Genomic DNA, 15,351 nt, shown 5'->3' on the forward strand with positions numbered 1-15,351 from the left:
GCAAGGTGATTTTTTTGTATAACTTTCGTTGCCGCACCCGCATAGCGGGTGGTTTTATGATTCGCGACTACGTCGCGAACCAGTCTAAAGACAATAATAAAAAAAGACTGCTTTCGCAGTCTTTTTTAGTTTTATATAGTTATTTATTAACCAAATAGTAAGTGACCGATTTCATAAGCAATAGCCGCTACAATACCAGATAATGGAATTGTTACAAACCAAGCCAAAACCATCGATCTTGCTACGCCCCAGTTAACAGCTTTAAGACGTTTAGAGGAACCTACGCCAAGCAAGGAACCACTTACAACGTGTGTCGTACTTACAGGTAAATGTAAGAATGTAGCTGTAAAAATAGTGATAGCAGAGTTTAAGTCAGCAGCAAAACCATTAATTGTTTCTAGTTTAAAAATCTTAGTCCCCATCGTAGAGATGATTTTCCAACCACCCACTGCTGTACCCATAGCCATAGCCGTAGCACAACAAAGTTTAACCCATAATGGTACATCCAATGTATCAATGAAGCCACCGCTAAGCAAGGTTAAGGTAATAATCCCCATCGCCTTTTGCGCATCATTAGAGCCATGAGAGAAAGCCATCATGACGGCAGACACAATTTGCATGGATCTAAATCTATCATTTAGTACAATTGGAGAGAATCTACCAAAGATAAGCAACAATACTTTCATCACAATATAGCCACCAATCATGGCTACAATTGGAGATAAAATAAGGGATAAGAAAATTTTTAAAATACCCGCCTCATTTAAGGCATCAAAGCCTACGGACCAACCTACAGCACCGATGATACCACCGATAAGCGCATGAGAGGAGGAACTAGGAATCCCCCAATACCAGGTAAGCAAGTTCCATGTGATGGCACCGATGAGAGCAGCCGAAATGATTCCACTATTGATAAGGGACGCAGACATTACGATGTCGCCACCGATTGTCTTTGCAACCCCTGTACTAACCATGGCACCAAGGAAATTGAGTGCTGCCGTCATCATAATAGCCTTTTTAGGCTCAATAGCACGGGTCGAAACAGATGTAGCAATGGCGTTCGCCGTATCGTGGAAGCCATTGATATAGTCGAAGGCTAATGCTAAAAATACTACTAGCCATACTAAATAATGAGACTCAAGCATATTTCAATACTACCCGGCGGAATGTACCTACCAAATCTTCGCAACCATCGATTACATCCTCCATGGCGCTAAGGATTTCCTTCCATTTGATAATTTCAATAGGATCTGTACACTCAGTGAAGAGTTTAGCCATTTCTTCGTGGTAAATATTATCCGCTTCAGACTCAAGTTTCAATACTTGGTGTACACGGCCTTCTACCTTTACATGGTCCTTTTTAAGACTCCCCATATAACCAATAGATTTGTTAATATGCTTAACGCATTTTACAACGATTTCACTCATACGGATAGCACCATCACTTGGATTACCAACGTGGTACATAACCATTTTGTCCATAATTTCTTTAATATTATCCAATGTAGTATCCAATTGGTCGATTAGAAGCTGAATATCTTCGCGATCCATTGGGGTAATGAATGTTTTACGCAAACGTTCTACAGTTTCGGTTACTAATTCATCGGCAGCTTTTTCCTTTGTATCAATTTCAAGAAAAGCCTCTTCTTTAGAGATTTCGCCTTTAAACACACGCTCCATCATCTCTGCACTTTCATATGTAAGAGCAGCATGATTTTCTAAAATACTGAAAAATTTTTCTTCTTTTCCTTTTAATTTAAAAGCCATGAAGATCCTCCTGAAACAGTATTGATTGCTTCTATAAATATAATTTAATTATAGCACACTAACCATAATTCCTAAACAATTTACCAATCTCTATATTCCAACCCCTATGCGTATATGGCATATATACTATTCATCACCGTGAAAGTATCAACAACATTTAGATATCATACAGTTAGTCTCCTAAATATCCTAAATAAAAAAGCAGATAGCTGATTGAAATATCAACTATCTGCCTTTTATCTTAAGCCATATATATGCTTTTATAGTATGTATCAACTAACTATAGTTAACTGTTACATTTACTGTTAATTATTACGGTTAACTATTTTTAGCTATTAGTTATTAGCTTCCGCTGCTGCTTTAGCTGCTTCTGCGGCCTTTTTCAAGTTAGGCACAGATGTTGGGCATGTAGCTGGTGTGCAAGCACCATTAGGGCCCAAATCTTCAGAGCGATTCACAAATGTTGTATGTAACATATGATGTGCTTTATGGCTCATAGGTTTGCCATCAAAGAACTCAGCATATAATTTTTGGATATCTGGATTATCACAAGCTGCTTTTACTGTTACTTCCGCATCACGAGTGTACAAGGAAGCAATACGAGCTTCACGAGCTTTATCAGCCATTGGTAATTTAACGCGTGGTTGACCACCACCACCGATACAGCCACCACGGCAAGCCATTACTTCAATGAAGTCATAATGGATATTTTCTGCACGCATGCGTTCGATGAATTTACGCAAGTTGCCTGTACCATGAACAGCCGCCACATGTAATGTTTTGTCCCCAATGACTACGTCTGCTTCACGAGCACCGTCCATACCACGAATTGCTTCGAATGGGATCAATGTTTGAGGTGCATCTTCACCAGTTGCTAATTTGTAAGCCGCACGCATAGCCGCTTCCATAACGCCACCAGTGTTACCAAAGATGATACCACCACCAGATGCTTCACCCATCAATGGATCAAATGCAGAATCTTCTAATTCATCAAAGTTGATTTCTTCTGCACGTAACCATTTTGCAAGTTCACGTGTAGTAATACAGTAGTCTGTATCGCGCATTTCTGGTACATCCCAATATTCAGCAGAGGAGTTCATTTCGTCACGACGAATTTCGAATTTCTTAGCTGTACAAGGTGTTACTGCAACAGCAACGATTTGTTTTGCATCAAGGCCCATTTTTTCAGCAAAATATGTTTTTTGTGTAGGCGCTTGCATTGCAATTGGACTCTTAGCAGTAGACAAGTTTGGCAAGAATTCTGGATAGAATGTTTCAGCAAACTTAACCCAAGCAGGGCAACAAGATGTGAATTGAGGCAATACGGAATCACTATTGATAACGCGTTCCAACAACTCAGATGCTTCCTCCATGATAGTCATGTCCGCACCAAAGTTTGTATCTAAAATATAGTCGCCACCTAATTTACGAAGAGCAGCTACCATTTTACCTTCTACGAATGTACCTGCATCAAGACCAAATTCTTCACCTAAGCCAACACGTACAGCAGGTGCAGTTTGGAAAACGACGATTTTATTAGGGTCAGCAATCGCTGCTTTTACTTCATCAATTTCAGAGCGTTCATTGATGGAATCGAATGGACAAATAGATGCACATTGACCGCAATGAATACAAATTGGATGATCCCCATTAGTTGTTAAATCATAATAATCAAATACGCCCATGTCTACAGCACAAGCTTTACGACATAAGGAGCAGTTTTTACATTTGGATAAATCTTGAACTAATGCAATATTGCCGTCTTCAATTGGTACACGACGGTCTAAAAATTGGTACTTACTCATGAGTTCCTCCTACTTAGGTAACGTTGTTATCGTTAATCGATGAAATTATACTATAAATTGTGACTTTTATCAATAAATTTACATGTAATTCCTTTGCATAACAGATATTAAAAAATCGCATGCTATAAGGAATTATAGGCGTTCTTCCAATTCCATCCACCGTTCTGTGAGCGCATCTATTTGGGATTGAGTCTCTTCTCGCTCAGCCATCAAGGATTGCATCTTCTCATAATCAGTAGCAACTTGACTAATCATGACATCGAGGCCCTTTACTAAATGCTCTAATTTAGGTAATTCCTCCATGATGTTAGCATACTCCGCTTCTTCCGCTTTATTTAGCCCCTTCTTTGGTACTTCTTTGAAAGTATCTCCTTCAGAAGTTGTGAGGCTACTATCATTCCCATCTGCTGAGTTTCCTAACGATGAATCATCACTAGCATTACTAGGTGCAGCCCCTTCCAATTTTTCATCTTTAGAAGTAACAGATGTACCTGTATTAGCCATATAAAATGGGCGCTTTCCACCGCTACTTTCATCTAAAGAATCCTTGTAGTCAGAATAGGAGCCATGAACAATCTCAATATGGCCATCACCACTGAACACAAAGAGTTTGTCCACAACGCGGTCTAGGAAATAACGATCGTGGCATACGGTGATAATGACACCACTAAAGGAGTCAAGGAAGTCCTCTAGTACCTCTAATGTAGGAATATCAAGATCATTGGTCGGTTCGTCTAGCAACAAAACATTAGGAGCGCTCATAAGCAATTTTAGTAGATACAACCGACGTCGTTCGCCACCTGAAAGTTTACGGATTGGCACACCATGTAGCTCAGGTGTAAATAGGAATCGTTCAAGAATCTGACCAGCACTCAATGTAGAGCCATCGCCCAACACCATATACGAATGGTCTTCCCGAATATAATCGAGAACACGCATATCTTCATCAAACTCTGGCAGTTCTTGTTTGAAGTGTGCAATGCGAACTGTCTCGCCTTTACCAATCGTACCGCTTGTAGGTTCATAGGTTCCATCAAGAATATTCATAAAGGTGGACTTGCCAACCCCATTAGGACCAATGATACCGATACGATCATGACGCACTACATGATAGGTAAAATCCTTAATCATAGGACGCTCACCAAAGTAGAATGCCAAATGTTCAATATCAAAGATGGTTTTCCCTAAACGCGTTTTTAAAGCAATAGGATCCATTTGATCCGGGCGTCGGGTCTTCTCCATATTCTTAAGTTTTTCATAGCGGTCTAAACGAGCCTTTTGTTTTGTCGTTCTCGCCAACGCACCACGGCGTACCCATTCGATTTCTCGTTTTAAGAACTGACGACGCTTCTCTTCTGTAGCCGCCTCACGAGCCTCTCGATCAGCCTTTAAGGCAATAAACTCTTCGTAGTTGCCATCGTATTGGTACATACGTCGATTCGATAATTCTAAAATCCCATTACATACGGAATCGAGGAAATATCTATCATGGGTACTAATTAATAGTCCTCCTTGGCGAGCACTTAAATAAGACTCTAGCCAATCGATACTATCTTCATCTAAATGGTTTGTCGGTTCGTCTAGCAATAATAGATCACAAGGATATAATAATGCCTGCCCTAATGCAAGGCGACGCTTTTGACCACCAGATAACATAGCCACCTTTTGATCCACATCAGGAAAACCTAATTTAGATAAAATAATACGAGCCTCTTGCTCCACTTGCCAACCATCTTGTTGGTCCATCTGCTCCAAGGAATTCATATAGTTCCGTGATACTTTAGCATCCTCGCCACCAGTCTCTTGCATTTCGCGATATTCACGACTAATGCGCTCAAAGGATTGTACCATTCGTAAACGAGGATGATCACCATCAAGAACAGCTTCTAGTAATGTTGAATCCGGATCAAACTCAGGTGTTTGTGCTAGATAGTGTATACTAGCCTTACCATTTCGCTCAATGGTCCCCTTATCTGGCTCCATTTGTCCTGCCAAAATTTTTAAGAAGGTAGACTTACCTGTCCCATTAATGCCAACAAGACCTAGCCGTTTTTCGGTGGTAAAAGTAATATTTACCTCCTTAAACAGCAGTCGTGTGCCATATGATTTTTCTATGTTTTGTAAACTAATAACGTTCATCGTATGCTCCTATTGTGTCATTCTGATATTTATTATACTACACATTACCATTGACAGTAACAGGCCCCCTCAGTAGAATAAACGTAACATATATATTCATGAGGAGGTCCACATGGCAGCAGATATCGTTTTAGACTTTTATGAAACTATCAACTTTGAACTTATCGATATCGATGGGTATGACACATTATTTACAGAGCTCTTGGAAGATGGCACCTATGCAACTGTGTCCGATGATGACGGTCATTTGCCAGAGGATTTAGAAACGCCAATCGTATTCAATGTATACGACGATAATGACTCCTTCCAATGGAGTGTGACCCTCGATGATTCTTACCAACTAAAAGACTTGTTAGATAGTGCTGAAAGCACAGATGCATTCTTGGAAACACTTCAAAAAATTCGACAAGAACATATTGAACAATACCAATAAAACAAAAGCGATGACCTTAGACAGGTCATCGCTTTTATAATTTTATGATAGAACATATAACGTTGATATAGCATATAACGTTTATTGAACCAACATCGTTAATGAAACATATCGAGCTATATAGCGTTTACAATCACTATAATTCTGTAAATACTAAACTATTAACTGATAGATTGCTCTACTTTCACTAATTCTACCGGCGTCTCAGCATCTAATATGGCTATAAGACTATTTACGATATTAGCCGCACCATCCACATGCCATTCACGAGCGCGCTCAGACATTTGTTGAAGTCTTGGAGAGTTAATAAGAAGCGCGGTCACAACGTCTTCCAAGTTATGAATATCACGAGCCCACCGAGCACAACCTCGTTGTTCTAACAGCTCTGCATTAGCCTCTTCTTGCCCTGGGATGGCATTAAAGAATACCATAGGCAAACCAATAGTAACCGCTTCCATACATGTTAATGCACCAGGCTTTGTTACCAGCAAAGAAGACGACTTCATAAGTTCCGAAATATTCGTAGTATATCCGTATACAATGGTCTTAGTTCGCATAGATTCACTAAGGGTAACTAAGGATTCATAAAGAGATGTATTTTGACCGGCTACGACAGTAATTTCATCAATACCATTTACTTCATCTAAATGTTTTAATGCCGTTTCTAGAGAACCTAACCCTAGGCCCCCACCCATAACGAGCACTTTTACCGGTTTCTCTAAGCTATATTCCTCAATAGCATCACGGAAGAAAGAGCGACGCACAGGAATACCTGATACATGGATGCGTGATTTATCAATACCAGCCGCTACCATTTCATCTACCATCGATTCAGTAGCTACATAGTATGTATCAATTTGTGGATATAGCCAAAATTGATGACTACTAAAGTCTGTCATGATAGCCACTAATGGTACATCGATATGTCCTTGGCGTTTTAAGATAGACGCTGCACCACATGGGAATGGATGCGTAAATACCATTACATCTGGCTCTTCTTGTTGTACCAATTTGAGCATGCGGCTTTTCAATAGGTATGACAATGCAGTTTGCATAATCGTACCTCGTTTTTCCCCTTTTGATACGCGGTAAATCATATCATATAGCATCGGGAATACGTCAATCATCTTGATGTATGTGCCCTTGATCAAATGCTCTACAGACATGGTTTCTGTATCAAGAAAGTCCACATGAGTTATCGATGCTTGTGGTTCTTTCTCTTTCCAATATTCTTCTATGGCTCTGGCGGCCTGCATATGTCCTGTCCCAATAGAAGCGGACACGATGAGAACCTTCCGTGATCTTTCGTTATTCATAGTACACCCTTTCTCTGTGCATTATACCATAAATAGACGAAAAAAAGAGACCTCGAAAGGTCTCTTTCCAATCCATTAGGGATTATTTTTTGCGTTTTTTAGCTTTTGCAGCGTTAACTTGTTCTTTCAAACCTTTACCAGCTTTGAATGCAGGGGATTTGGAAGCTGCGATAGTGATAGTTTTACCGTTTTGTGGGTTACGGCCTTCACGAGCTGCGCGTTCACGAACTTCGAAAGTACCGAAGCCGATAACTTGTACTTTACCGCCAGCAGCTAATTCTTCAGCAACTGTGTCAAATACAGCTTTTACCGCTTTTTCAGCGTCTTTTTTAGTTAATTCAGTTTTTTGTGCAACACTTGCGATTAATTCTGTTTTGTTCATGACAGAACCTCCTTAAAAATACAATACCCGAGATTACTAACATACCTCTAGGTTACTTTTCCTGCACTTTAGCCTCCTCCCAAAAAGCATCCAGCTCAGCTAATGAAAAGTCTTCCCATGAGCGATCGCTTTGGTTAACACAAGCTTCTACATGTAAAAAACGCTGTCGGAACTTTGTGTTTGTGCGATTTAGTGCATTTTCACCGCTTATTTTATACCATCTTAATAGATTAATCAAGGAAAAAAGCACATCTCCCGCTTCTTTTTCCATATTTTCTCTATCTTCTTGGGCAATAGCCTCCTTAAATTCACCTATTTCTTCGGAAACTTTCGCCCAAACCGGATCGAGCTCATCCCAGTCAAAACCTAGCTTTGCGGCCTTTTCTTGTAGTTTATAAGCCGCCACTAATGCAGGTAAGCCTTTTGACACACCATCCAATACAGATTTTTGTATATTTTTCTTTTCCTGTGCCTTTAATTCATCCCAAGTGTATGATTTTTCATTATTTTCAGGGTCAAAAACATGGGGATGACGACGAATCATCTTTTCTGTCACATCGTGAATTACATCTTCTAATGTAAATTGACCTGCTTCCTCAGCTAATTGACTGTGAAAGACAACTTGTAATAATACATCTCCTAGTTCTTCACGAAGATTATTCATATCTTTATTATCGATAGCATCTACTACTTCATAGGTTTCTTCGATGAAATATCGACGCAACGACTCATGAGTTTGCTTTTGATCCCAAGGGCAACCATTTGGAGCACGCAAAGCTTTTACCACATCTACTAATGGTTGTACCGATACTGGCTTATCAGTATTGTTTTTCATATAGCTTAGCCTCCTCCTTATCTCGGCGAGCTTGTAAGCGCTTACCTATAACTGGGAAATGATACATATCGGCTTTTACAACGGCCTTTGTTAACCATAGGGATAAACCATACACAAATACCGCTACAATAATAGCTGCTGCTACGGCACCACCGTTACCGAACAGTTCTACAGTCGTCACATACACCACCTGTGTGGCACCGCCCATAGCCATGGCAGACACTACAATTTTTAATAGCTCTAATTTATTGAGTACGGAGCCTACATATTTTTTAACAAATATATAGTTTATAAGTGCAGCAATGGCAAAGTTTAAATTTGTTGCCCATGCGGCACCATTAATGCCAAGTTCAATAGTACCTGTCAATTGATAGTCCAAGAATGTCTTAGCCAATAGACCGATAAAAATGGCTACCATAGGAATAACAGTTCTACCTAATCCCTGCAAAATGCCTGCTGTAATCTGTTGCCACCCTAAGAATATAATACTCAAGCTGATAACCGCAATAACAGGACCAGCGTGAGGCGTTGCATATATCAATTTAGATATAGGTGTCGCTAATACACAGAGCCCAATGCAGGCCGGTATAGTGAACATATTGGCAATCTTAATGGCTGTGCCGGCGCGCTGTACAATGCGGTGTACATCACCTTGGGCATGTGCCTCAGATACAGCTGGTACAAGGCTAGCCGCTAAGGATGTAGTCAAAATGATAGGCAAACCAATCAACGATGTAGCCATCCCTGTGAGATAGCCAAATTGTGTTGTCGCTTCATTGAGGTAATACCCAATATCCATCAATCGCTTTGGTACGATAAATGTATCGATAAGAGATACCATGGGCAACATAATATTAGCCATTGAAACTGGTATGGCCAAGCTAAATAGTCGTTTGACTACAGAGCCATTGCTTTCACCAATAGCATTGGGATTCTGCTGCGCCAACATTTGCGTCCGCACACGACGCTGACGATAGTAAAAGTAAAACAATACAATCAACCCAGCTAATACACCGGGGAATGTAGCAAACGTTGCACCACCTGCCGCCAAATGTAGGCCGCTATCAATGAAATAATAAGCTAAGCCCACCATAGAGGATACGCGGAAGATTTGTTCAAAGACTTGGCTAGTTCCCGTAGGCACCATGTATTGGAAGCCTTGGAAATAACCTCTGAAACAGCTCAAAATCGTAACGATGAAGATAGCTGGCGACAATAGCTGAATCGCTAAGAGTGCACGAGGATCTGTAATAATATGGGTATCTATGAGCCACTGTGCACTGCCGTATAAAGCTACACTAAATACAAGGCCTAATAGTGTTAATACCTTTAACGATACGGAAAATACCTGTTGTACGCCCCGCATATCATCATTAGCAAGCTTTTCTGCAATCATAATGGATATAGCAACAGGAATGCCTGCAGCGGAAATACTAACGATAATTTGATAAATCGGATAGGCCATCATATATAGGCCAATCCCTTCACCACCGAGAACGCGTGCAATAAGGACTTTACTGAAAGCACCGATAACCTTAACGATAATCCCAGCTAAGGTTAAAATCATAGCGCCCTTTAAAAATCGATTCATAGGCCCTCCTTAGACGATGATTTTTGGCTCAAAGCCTTCATCACCGCTTCCGTAATGGTCAAAATAGAACCTTTCATACCATTGAGGCTCACATATAATGTAGCCGGCTTAGTATCTGCAAATTTCATCTTCTTCCATAGATCTTCCCGTACAGCCCCCATATCCCAGTCAGCCATCTTGGAATCGTCATGCCAATGAATGGTAAGCTGCTGATCTCTACGGACGATACTTTTAATGCCCAGCAATCGCGCTTGTTCTTTAATTTGAGCAATGCGTAATAAACGATCTACCGGATCTGTTGGCGTACCGAAGCGATCGATGAGTTCATCGGTCATATCATCAAGCTGTTCTTTCGATTTAATATGTAATAATCGTTGATATACAGAAATCTTGCGAGCGCTATCCTTGATATATGCATCGTCGATAAAAGCATCTACCTCTAGGTCGATGGCTGGGTCAATAGATACTTCCCGTTCAACCTCTTTATTTTGAGCCTTCGCAATGGCTTCTTCAAGCATGCTCACGTACATACCAAAGCCGACGGATGCGATATTGCCATGTTGCTGTGAACCTAAGAGGTTACCAGCACCGCGAATTTCTAAATCGCGCATAGCCAATTTAAACCCAGCACCGAGCTCAGTGAATTCTTCAATAGCTTTTAAGCGCTTTTCTGCAGCCTCTGAAAGCATTTTATCAGGTCGATACATAAAGTATGCATAGGCCCGTCTACGAGAACGTCCTACACGGCCACGCATTTGATATAGCTGAGATAAGCCTAAGCGATCCGCATCATAAATGATGATGGTATTCGCATTTGGTATATCTAGACCAGTTTCGATGATACTGGTAGACAATAATACATCATAATGGCCTTCATAGAAATCAGTCATGATTTCCTCAATTTGACGGCCTGTCATCTGTCCATGAGCAATGGCATAGCGCAAGTCTGGTAAAGCTTCTGCTAGTAACTCACCCATATGATTAATGGATGCTACGCGGTTATATACAAAGTAAACCTGACCACCACGCGCCAATTCGCGCTTGATTGCATCGGCCACGAGGTTCATATCATATTCCACTACATAGGTTTGAACCGGCAAGCGTTCTTCTGGTGGCGTATTGATAACGGACATTTCACGAACACCAACGAGAGACATGTGTAATGTTCGAGGAATTGGGGTCGCACTCAAGGTGAGTACATCAATATTATTGGCCCACTCTTTCCATTTTTCCTTTTGAGCTACCCCGAAACGTTGTTCCTCGTCTACAACGAGCATACCTAAATCTTTGAAGACAACCTTTTTATTAAGCAACGAATGTGTGCCGATAAGAACATCAATAGAGCCATCCTCAACGCCTTTTAGAACTTGTTTTTTCTCTGCTGTACTGCGGAAACGATTGAGTACATCTACCTTGACACCAAATGGAGCAAAACGGTTCAAGAAGGTTTGGAAATGTTGCTGTGCCAAAACAGTAGTTGGCACAAGTACCGCTACTTGTTTGCCGCTCATAACAGCCTTAAAGATGGCACGCATGGCCACTTCTGTTTTACCAAATCCTACATCACCAGCAAGCAAACGATCCATAGGAACTGGTTTTTCCATGGACTCCTTAATTTCTGCTGTAGCTTGTAATTGGTCTTCCGTTTCTTCATAAGGGAATGCATCTTCAAATTCCTGCTGCCATGGTTGGTCAGGCAAGAATGCAAAGCCTTGCGTTATTTCACGCTGTGCATAGAGGTCAACTAACTTATCTGCTAAATCATCAATAGATTTCTTTGCCTTTGTAACAACCTTAGCCCAGTCACGGCCACCCATTTTATTGATGCGCGGCACATCACCTTCATTACCAATATACTTTTGTAATTGATCTAAGTTGTTGGCAGGTAAGAATAATTTATCCGATCCCGCATAGTCAATTTCAATATAATCCCGATGAATGCCTTCTGTTTCTATCGTTTTAAGACCAATATACTTACCAATACCGTGCATACTATGTACAACATAGTCACCAGGCGTTAAATCGGTGAAATAATTAATTTCTTGACCCTTTTTAGGCTTGTTCCGAAGTTTGCGTTTTTGTTGTCCGTAAATATTACCTTCTACGACAACTACTAAATGGCTATTTGGTAATTCAAAGCCATCGGTCAATAAACCTTGTAAGATAACTACCGTATTAGGCTTTGCAATCCATTCCGCACTATGAACAAAATCAATGTTTTCCCCTTCAAGGGCACGTTCAATCCCTTCTCTTCGTTGTTGATTATTTAATACCAATACAACTTGATGATTTAAGCGATGCCATTGCTTAATCTCATCGGTTAATAAAGGAATTTGACGCTCAAAGCTCGTCATCGTCTTGCCTTGAATACCAATTGGGGTAAATCCAGCTAAGCCGATAGAACGTTGTTGCATAAATGTGAAAGCTACTTGATTCGTCGCTTCTACAGTACGTTGCAATTCACTCCAGTCACAATGATTTTTACGATGTGTTGGATCTTCCTTAAGGAATTTCTTTAATGCTTCCTGAATACGACCAGGCTCATCGTAAATAAGAGTGCCTTCTTTCACATAGGACAATAAGGTGCAATCTGCATCACTTTTACCAAGAAAGAAAGGTGTCACTGTATAAGAATCAATTTGTTCAATGGAACGTTGGTTCTCCACAGAGAAGAACCGCAACGTATCAATTTCATCGCCAAAGAACTCAATCCGTATGGGATGTTCACTATTAACAGGATATATGTCTAAAATATCCCCGCGCACGGCAAAATGACCACGTTGTTCCACCTGGTCTACACGTTCATATCCAATTGTAACGAGCTGTTCAAGAGCTTTATCGCGTTCAATCGTATCATTCAAAGAGAAATGTAACGACTGTCCTTTTAAATATTGTGGAGATACCACATACTGTGTAACCTCTTCAGCATTCGCTATGACTACGGCAGGTTCTTGCCATGCAAGCAATGCTAAGGCACGCATTTGTGCCCCTTGGTCCTCAAGGCTACGAGCAATCGTTGTAAAGTCCACATGATCTGTTATAGGAAATGATAGGACAGGAATATTAGGCCAGAAAAAGGCTAAATCCCGTTCCCACATCTCTTTATGGTCTTTATCATGGACTACGATAACTACAGGCTTTGTAAGGCCCGTAGAAAAAGCTTGGTTTAAGAGGAAACTCTTTTGAGATCCACTAAGACCATATATGACTGACTTTCCTTTCCGCTGAAATGCGTTTAGCCCATCCACAAAGGATGGGTTCTGTGAAAGCAGCTGTGTTAATGTATTATCCATACTGCACCATATAGTATTACTATGATTATTTAAATTAATAGTTCTAACCCATTTATTATAACATTTTTGGGCAAAAAAAATAGCACCTCAAAAGGTGCAATAAAGTTGGTGCGGGAGAAGGGACTTGAACCCCCACGCCGTAAGGCGCCAGATCCTAAGTCTGGTGCGTCTGCCAATTCCGCCACTCCCGCGTCTCAACTGAAATAATAATATCATGTATAGAATTCATCGTCAATCATTTTTTTAGAATTAACTTAAATTTCATGTATCCCCTAAAAATAAAAAGAGACTGACCCAGAATCCGAACTACTAGAATCCTGGGTCAGCCTCTTTTTTAGGATGATGATGAATAAATGCATGCCCTACATTTACCATAAAATATATTAACAGTCATAACACATGTCATGCTGGTAATACCAAGAAGGTATTATTCACCATGACCATGCCATCGACATTAAGGTCTTTCGAATACAATTTAAATCATCTCTGATAAAAATCGTATAGAACTAAAAAATCCTTTTTACGGGTACGTAAAAAGGAGCTACTAACTTCTCCTCCCTATCTCTCGTAGGTCAAATGGTGAATGTTGAATAGGCAGTTCTCCTGACTCGGCGTCATCGCTCATCTAGCCTTCCCAGTTTCCCAGTGACTTAATTTAGACTCGCTCGACCATACAGTGGCGGGACCGTGCCGGACTTTAACCGGCTTCTCTATTATGCTTTTCAGCACCTATTCCCAAATATGATGTTTTCTATGAGTTAATATTAACACCACTATCGTATTAAGTCAATTTATTTTTGTAATTTAATTTATTCATCTTTTATTCATCTATTGCCATATATGATATTTTTAATTACAATATAAAGGTATCTAAAAATAGGAGGAATCTATGTATATCGGAGATTTCATTAAAGAATATCGCGAAGCTAATGGTGTATCTATCGAAGACTTTGCGAACAAAGCAAGCTTAACAGTTACTGAGATTGAAGCATTAGAAAAAAACATCCAAGAAGATGGTACTGTAGTACCTGTTGCAATGCGCCAGATCAAGGGTATTGCAGCAGCTATGAATGTACCAATGCCTGTAGTCATGGCTCAGATTCCTTCTAATCAAGAATTAGTTGTACATGTGGTTGCTGAATCTGATCAGCCACATGCGAAGTAATAAGGAGAATACATGAAGCGTAGTTTATTAATTGCAGCGGCTTTCACAATCTTAGGTATCCTCCCCTCTCAAGCAGTTAATATTGCTGATTTAGAGAATGCCAGAGGTTATGCCTACTTATATCGTATGAATGGCCAAAATTATTACGCAGAGCAACGCGTTAAGGTCATCGCAGGAGAAGGTAATAAATTTGAAATTGTAGCTCGTACATATAGTCATCAAGGTGCTCAATATTATATGACAGAGTATATAAATCATTATTACTTTGATCAAGATGCCGATACGATTCAATGGGTTCAAGAACAACGTAATATCATCGATGCCCGTACAGGCAGAGTATTACGTGAGGAAAAACGACCTAAAGCTAAATTAATTACCTTAAAACCGGATACGTATGGTTATATGCAAGCTATCTACTGGAGAGATCTTGCTGTAGCTGCAGGACAGCTAAAATAAGGTAAAGCACTTAAGCCATAATCTAATTAGATTTAAATTATGAAAACTAAAAGACTCTACACAATTATGTGTAGAGTCTTTTTAGGGTTATAGGACAAAAAGTGTTGCTATTTCAGTCCCAAAGATTGGTAAATAGTCGATCATAATTATGTAAATCACTCCAAACAAT

The 15,351-nt window shown here is 40.1% G+C and carries 12 protein-coding genes, 1 tRNA gene and 1 riboswitch; of the genes, 3 read left to right on the top strand and 10 right to left on the bottom strand.

Features of this window, described 5'->3' with window-relative positions; all coding sequences use genetic code 11:
* Nucleotides 1-146 precede the first annotated feature (146 nt).
* The 4 genes from QZR70_RS06135 to QZR70_RS06150 form a co-directional block, all read right to left on the bottom strand.
* Nucleotides 147-1,145: an inorganic phosphate transporter gene (locus QZR70_RS06135; RefSeq protein ID WP_105089527.1), complete on the bottom strand. Its 999-nt coding sequence runs from the start codon at nucleotides 1,143-1,145 to the stop codon at nucleotides 147-149.
* A complete protein-coding gene (locus QZR70_RS06140) occupies nucleotides 1,138-1,767 on the bottom strand; it encodes a DUF47 domain-containing protein (protein ID WP_105089528.1) in 630 nt (209 codons plus the stop codon). Before QZR70_RS06140 ends, QZR70_RS06135 begins: the two co-directional genes overlap by 8 nt.
* Before the next feature lie 335 nt (nucleotides 1,768-2,102).
* On the bottom strand, nucleotides 2,103-3,572 hold the full coding sequence (locus QZR70_RS06145; protein WP_295793843.1) for a [FeFe] hydrogenase, group A: 1,470 nt from the start codon (nucleotides 3,570-3,572) through the stop codon (nucleotides 2,103-2,105).
* A gap of 132 nt (nucleotides 3,573-3,704) precedes the next feature.
* Nucleotides 3,705-5,711, bottom strand: coding sequence for an ABC-F family ATP-binding cassette domain-containing protein (locus QZR70_RS06150; RefSeq protein WP_295793845.1), 2,007 nt, complete (start codon nucleotides 5,709-5,711; stop codon nucleotides 3,705-3,707).
* A gap of 112 nt (nucleotides 5,712-5,823) precedes the next feature.
* Here QZR70_RS06150 and QZR70_RS06155 point away from each other — a divergent pair, with 112 nt between their 5' ends.
* Entirely contained in the window at nucleotides 5,824-6,144 is a 321-nt protein-coding gene (locus tag QZR70_RS06155) for a hypothetical protein (RefSeq protein ID WP_295204268.1), read from the top strand.
* A gap of 161 nt (nucleotides 6,145-6,305) precedes the next feature.
* Here the strand turns inward: QZR70_RS06155 and QZR70_RS06160 are convergent, their stop codons facing one another.
* The 6 genes from QZR70_RS06160 to QZR70_RS06185 form a co-directional block, all read right to left on the bottom strand.
* Nucleotides 6,306-7,460: an MGDG synthase family glycosyltransferase gene (locus QZR70_RS06160; RefSeq protein WP_295793847.1), complete on the bottom strand. Its 1,155-nt coding sequence runs from the start codon at nucleotides 7,458-7,460 to the stop codon at nucleotides 6,306-6,308.
* Between the two features lie 82 nt (nucleotides 7,461-7,542).
* Nucleotides 7,543-7,842 carry an HU family DNA-binding protein gene (locus QZR70_RS06165; protein WP_005385694.1) on the bottom strand — a complete coding sequence of 100 codons (300 nt, stop codon included), beginning with the start codon at nucleotides 7,840-7,842 and terminating at the stop codon, nucleotides 7,543-7,545.
* Between the two features lie 52 nt (nucleotides 7,843-7,894).
* Nucleotides 7,895-8,677, bottom strand: a complete 783-nt coding sequence (gene mazG / locus QZR70_RS06170; protein WP_295793851.1) for a nucleoside triphosphate pyrophosphohydrolase — start codon at nucleotides 8,675-8,677, stop codon at nucleotides 7,895-7,897.
* Nucleotides 8,661-10,268: a polysaccharide biosynthesis protein gene (locus tag QZR70_RS06175; RefSeq protein ID WP_295793854.1), complete on the bottom strand. Its 1,608-nt coding sequence runs from the start codon at nucleotides 10,266-10,268 to the stop codon at nucleotides 8,661-8,663. The genes mazG and QZR70_RS06175 overlap by 17 nt, the downstream gene beginning before the upstream one ends.
* Entirely contained in the window at nucleotides 10,265-13,561 is a 3,297-nt protein-coding gene (gene mfd / locus QZR70_RS06180) for a transcription-repair coupling factor (RefSeq protein ID WP_295793856.1), read from the bottom strand. Before mfd ends, QZR70_RS06175 begins: the two co-directional genes overlap by 4 nt.
* A gap of 106 nt (nucleotides 13,562-13,667) precedes the next feature.
* Nucleotides 13,668-13,752: transfer RNA gene (locus tag QZR70_RS06185), tRNA-Leu, on the bottom strand.
* A gap of 384 nt (nucleotides 13,753-14,136) precedes the next feature.
* Nucleotides 14,137-14,309: riboswitch (cobalamin riboswitch) on the bottom strand.
* Nucleotides 14,310-14,450: 141 nt separating this feature from the next.
* Between QZR70_RS06185 and QZR70_RS06190 the strand changes: the two genes are divergently transcribed.
* Nucleotides 14,451-14,726, top strand: coding sequence for a helix-turn-helix domain-containing protein (locus QZR70_RS06190; RefSeq protein WP_005385690.1), 276 nt, complete (start codon nucleotides 14,451-14,453; stop codon nucleotides 14,724-14,726).
* A 12-nt stretch (nucleotides 14,727-14,738) separates the two neighbouring features.
* Nucleotides 14,739-15,182 (top strand): hypothetical protein, encoded by a 444-nt coding sequence (locus tag QZR70_RS06195; RefSeq protein WP_005385689.1) that lies wholly within the window; start codon nucleotides 14,739-14,741, stop codon nucleotides 15,180-15,182.
* Nucleotides 15,183-15,351: the final 169 nt, after the last annotated feature.

It is taken from the genome of uncultured Veillonella sp. (assembly GCF_900545205.1).
Classification (GTDB): Bacteria; Bacillota; Negativicutes; order Veillonellales; family Veillonellaceae; genus Veillonella.

Coding starts and splice junctions, on each gene's coding strand:
- QZR70_RS06135 (WP_105089527.1), bottom strand. CDS start 1,145: ATGCTTGAGTCTCATTATTTAGTATGGCTAGTAGTATTTTTAGCATTA.
- QZR70_RS06140 (WP_105089528.1), bottom strand. CDS start 1,767: ATGGCTTTTAAATTAAAAGGAAAAGAAGAAAAATTTTTCAGTATTTTA.
- QZR70_RS06145 (WP_295793843.1), bottom strand. CDS start 3,572: ATGAGTAAGTACCAATTTTTAGACCGTCGTGTACCAATTGAAGACGGC.
- QZR70_RS06150 (WP_295793845.1), bottom strand. CDS start 5,711: ATGAACGTTATTAGTTTACAAAACATAGAAAAATCATATGGCACACGA.
- QZR70_RS06155 (WP_295204268.1), top strand. CDS start 5,824: ATGGCAGCAGATATCGTTTTAGACTTTTATGAAACTATCAACTTTGAA.
- QZR70_RS06160 (WP_295793847.1), bottom strand. CDS start 7,460: ATGAATAACGAAAGATCACGGAAGGTTCTCATCGTGTCCGCTTCTATT.
- QZR70_RS06165 (WP_005385694.1), bottom strand. CDS start 7,842: ATGAACAAAACAGAATTAATCGCAAGTGTTGCACAAAAAACTGAATTA.
- mazG (WP_295793851.1), bottom strand. CDS start 8,677: ATGAAAAACAATACTGATAAGCCAGTATCGGTACAACCATTAGTAGAT.
- QZR70_RS06175 (WP_295793854.1), bottom strand. CDS start 10,268: ATGAATCGATTTTTAAAGGGCGCTATGATTTTAACCTTAGCTGGGATT.
- mfd (WP_295793856.1), bottom strand. CDS start 13,561: ATGGATAATACATTAACACAGCTGCTTTCACAGAACCCATCCTTTGTG.
- QZR70_RS06190 (WP_005385690.1), top strand. CDS start 14,451: ATGTATATCGGAGATTTCATTAAAGAATATCGCGAAGCTAATGGTGTA.
- QZR70_RS06195 (WP_005385689.1), top strand. CDS start 14,739: ATGAAGCGTAGTTTATTAATTGCAGCGGCTTTCACAATCTTAGGTATC.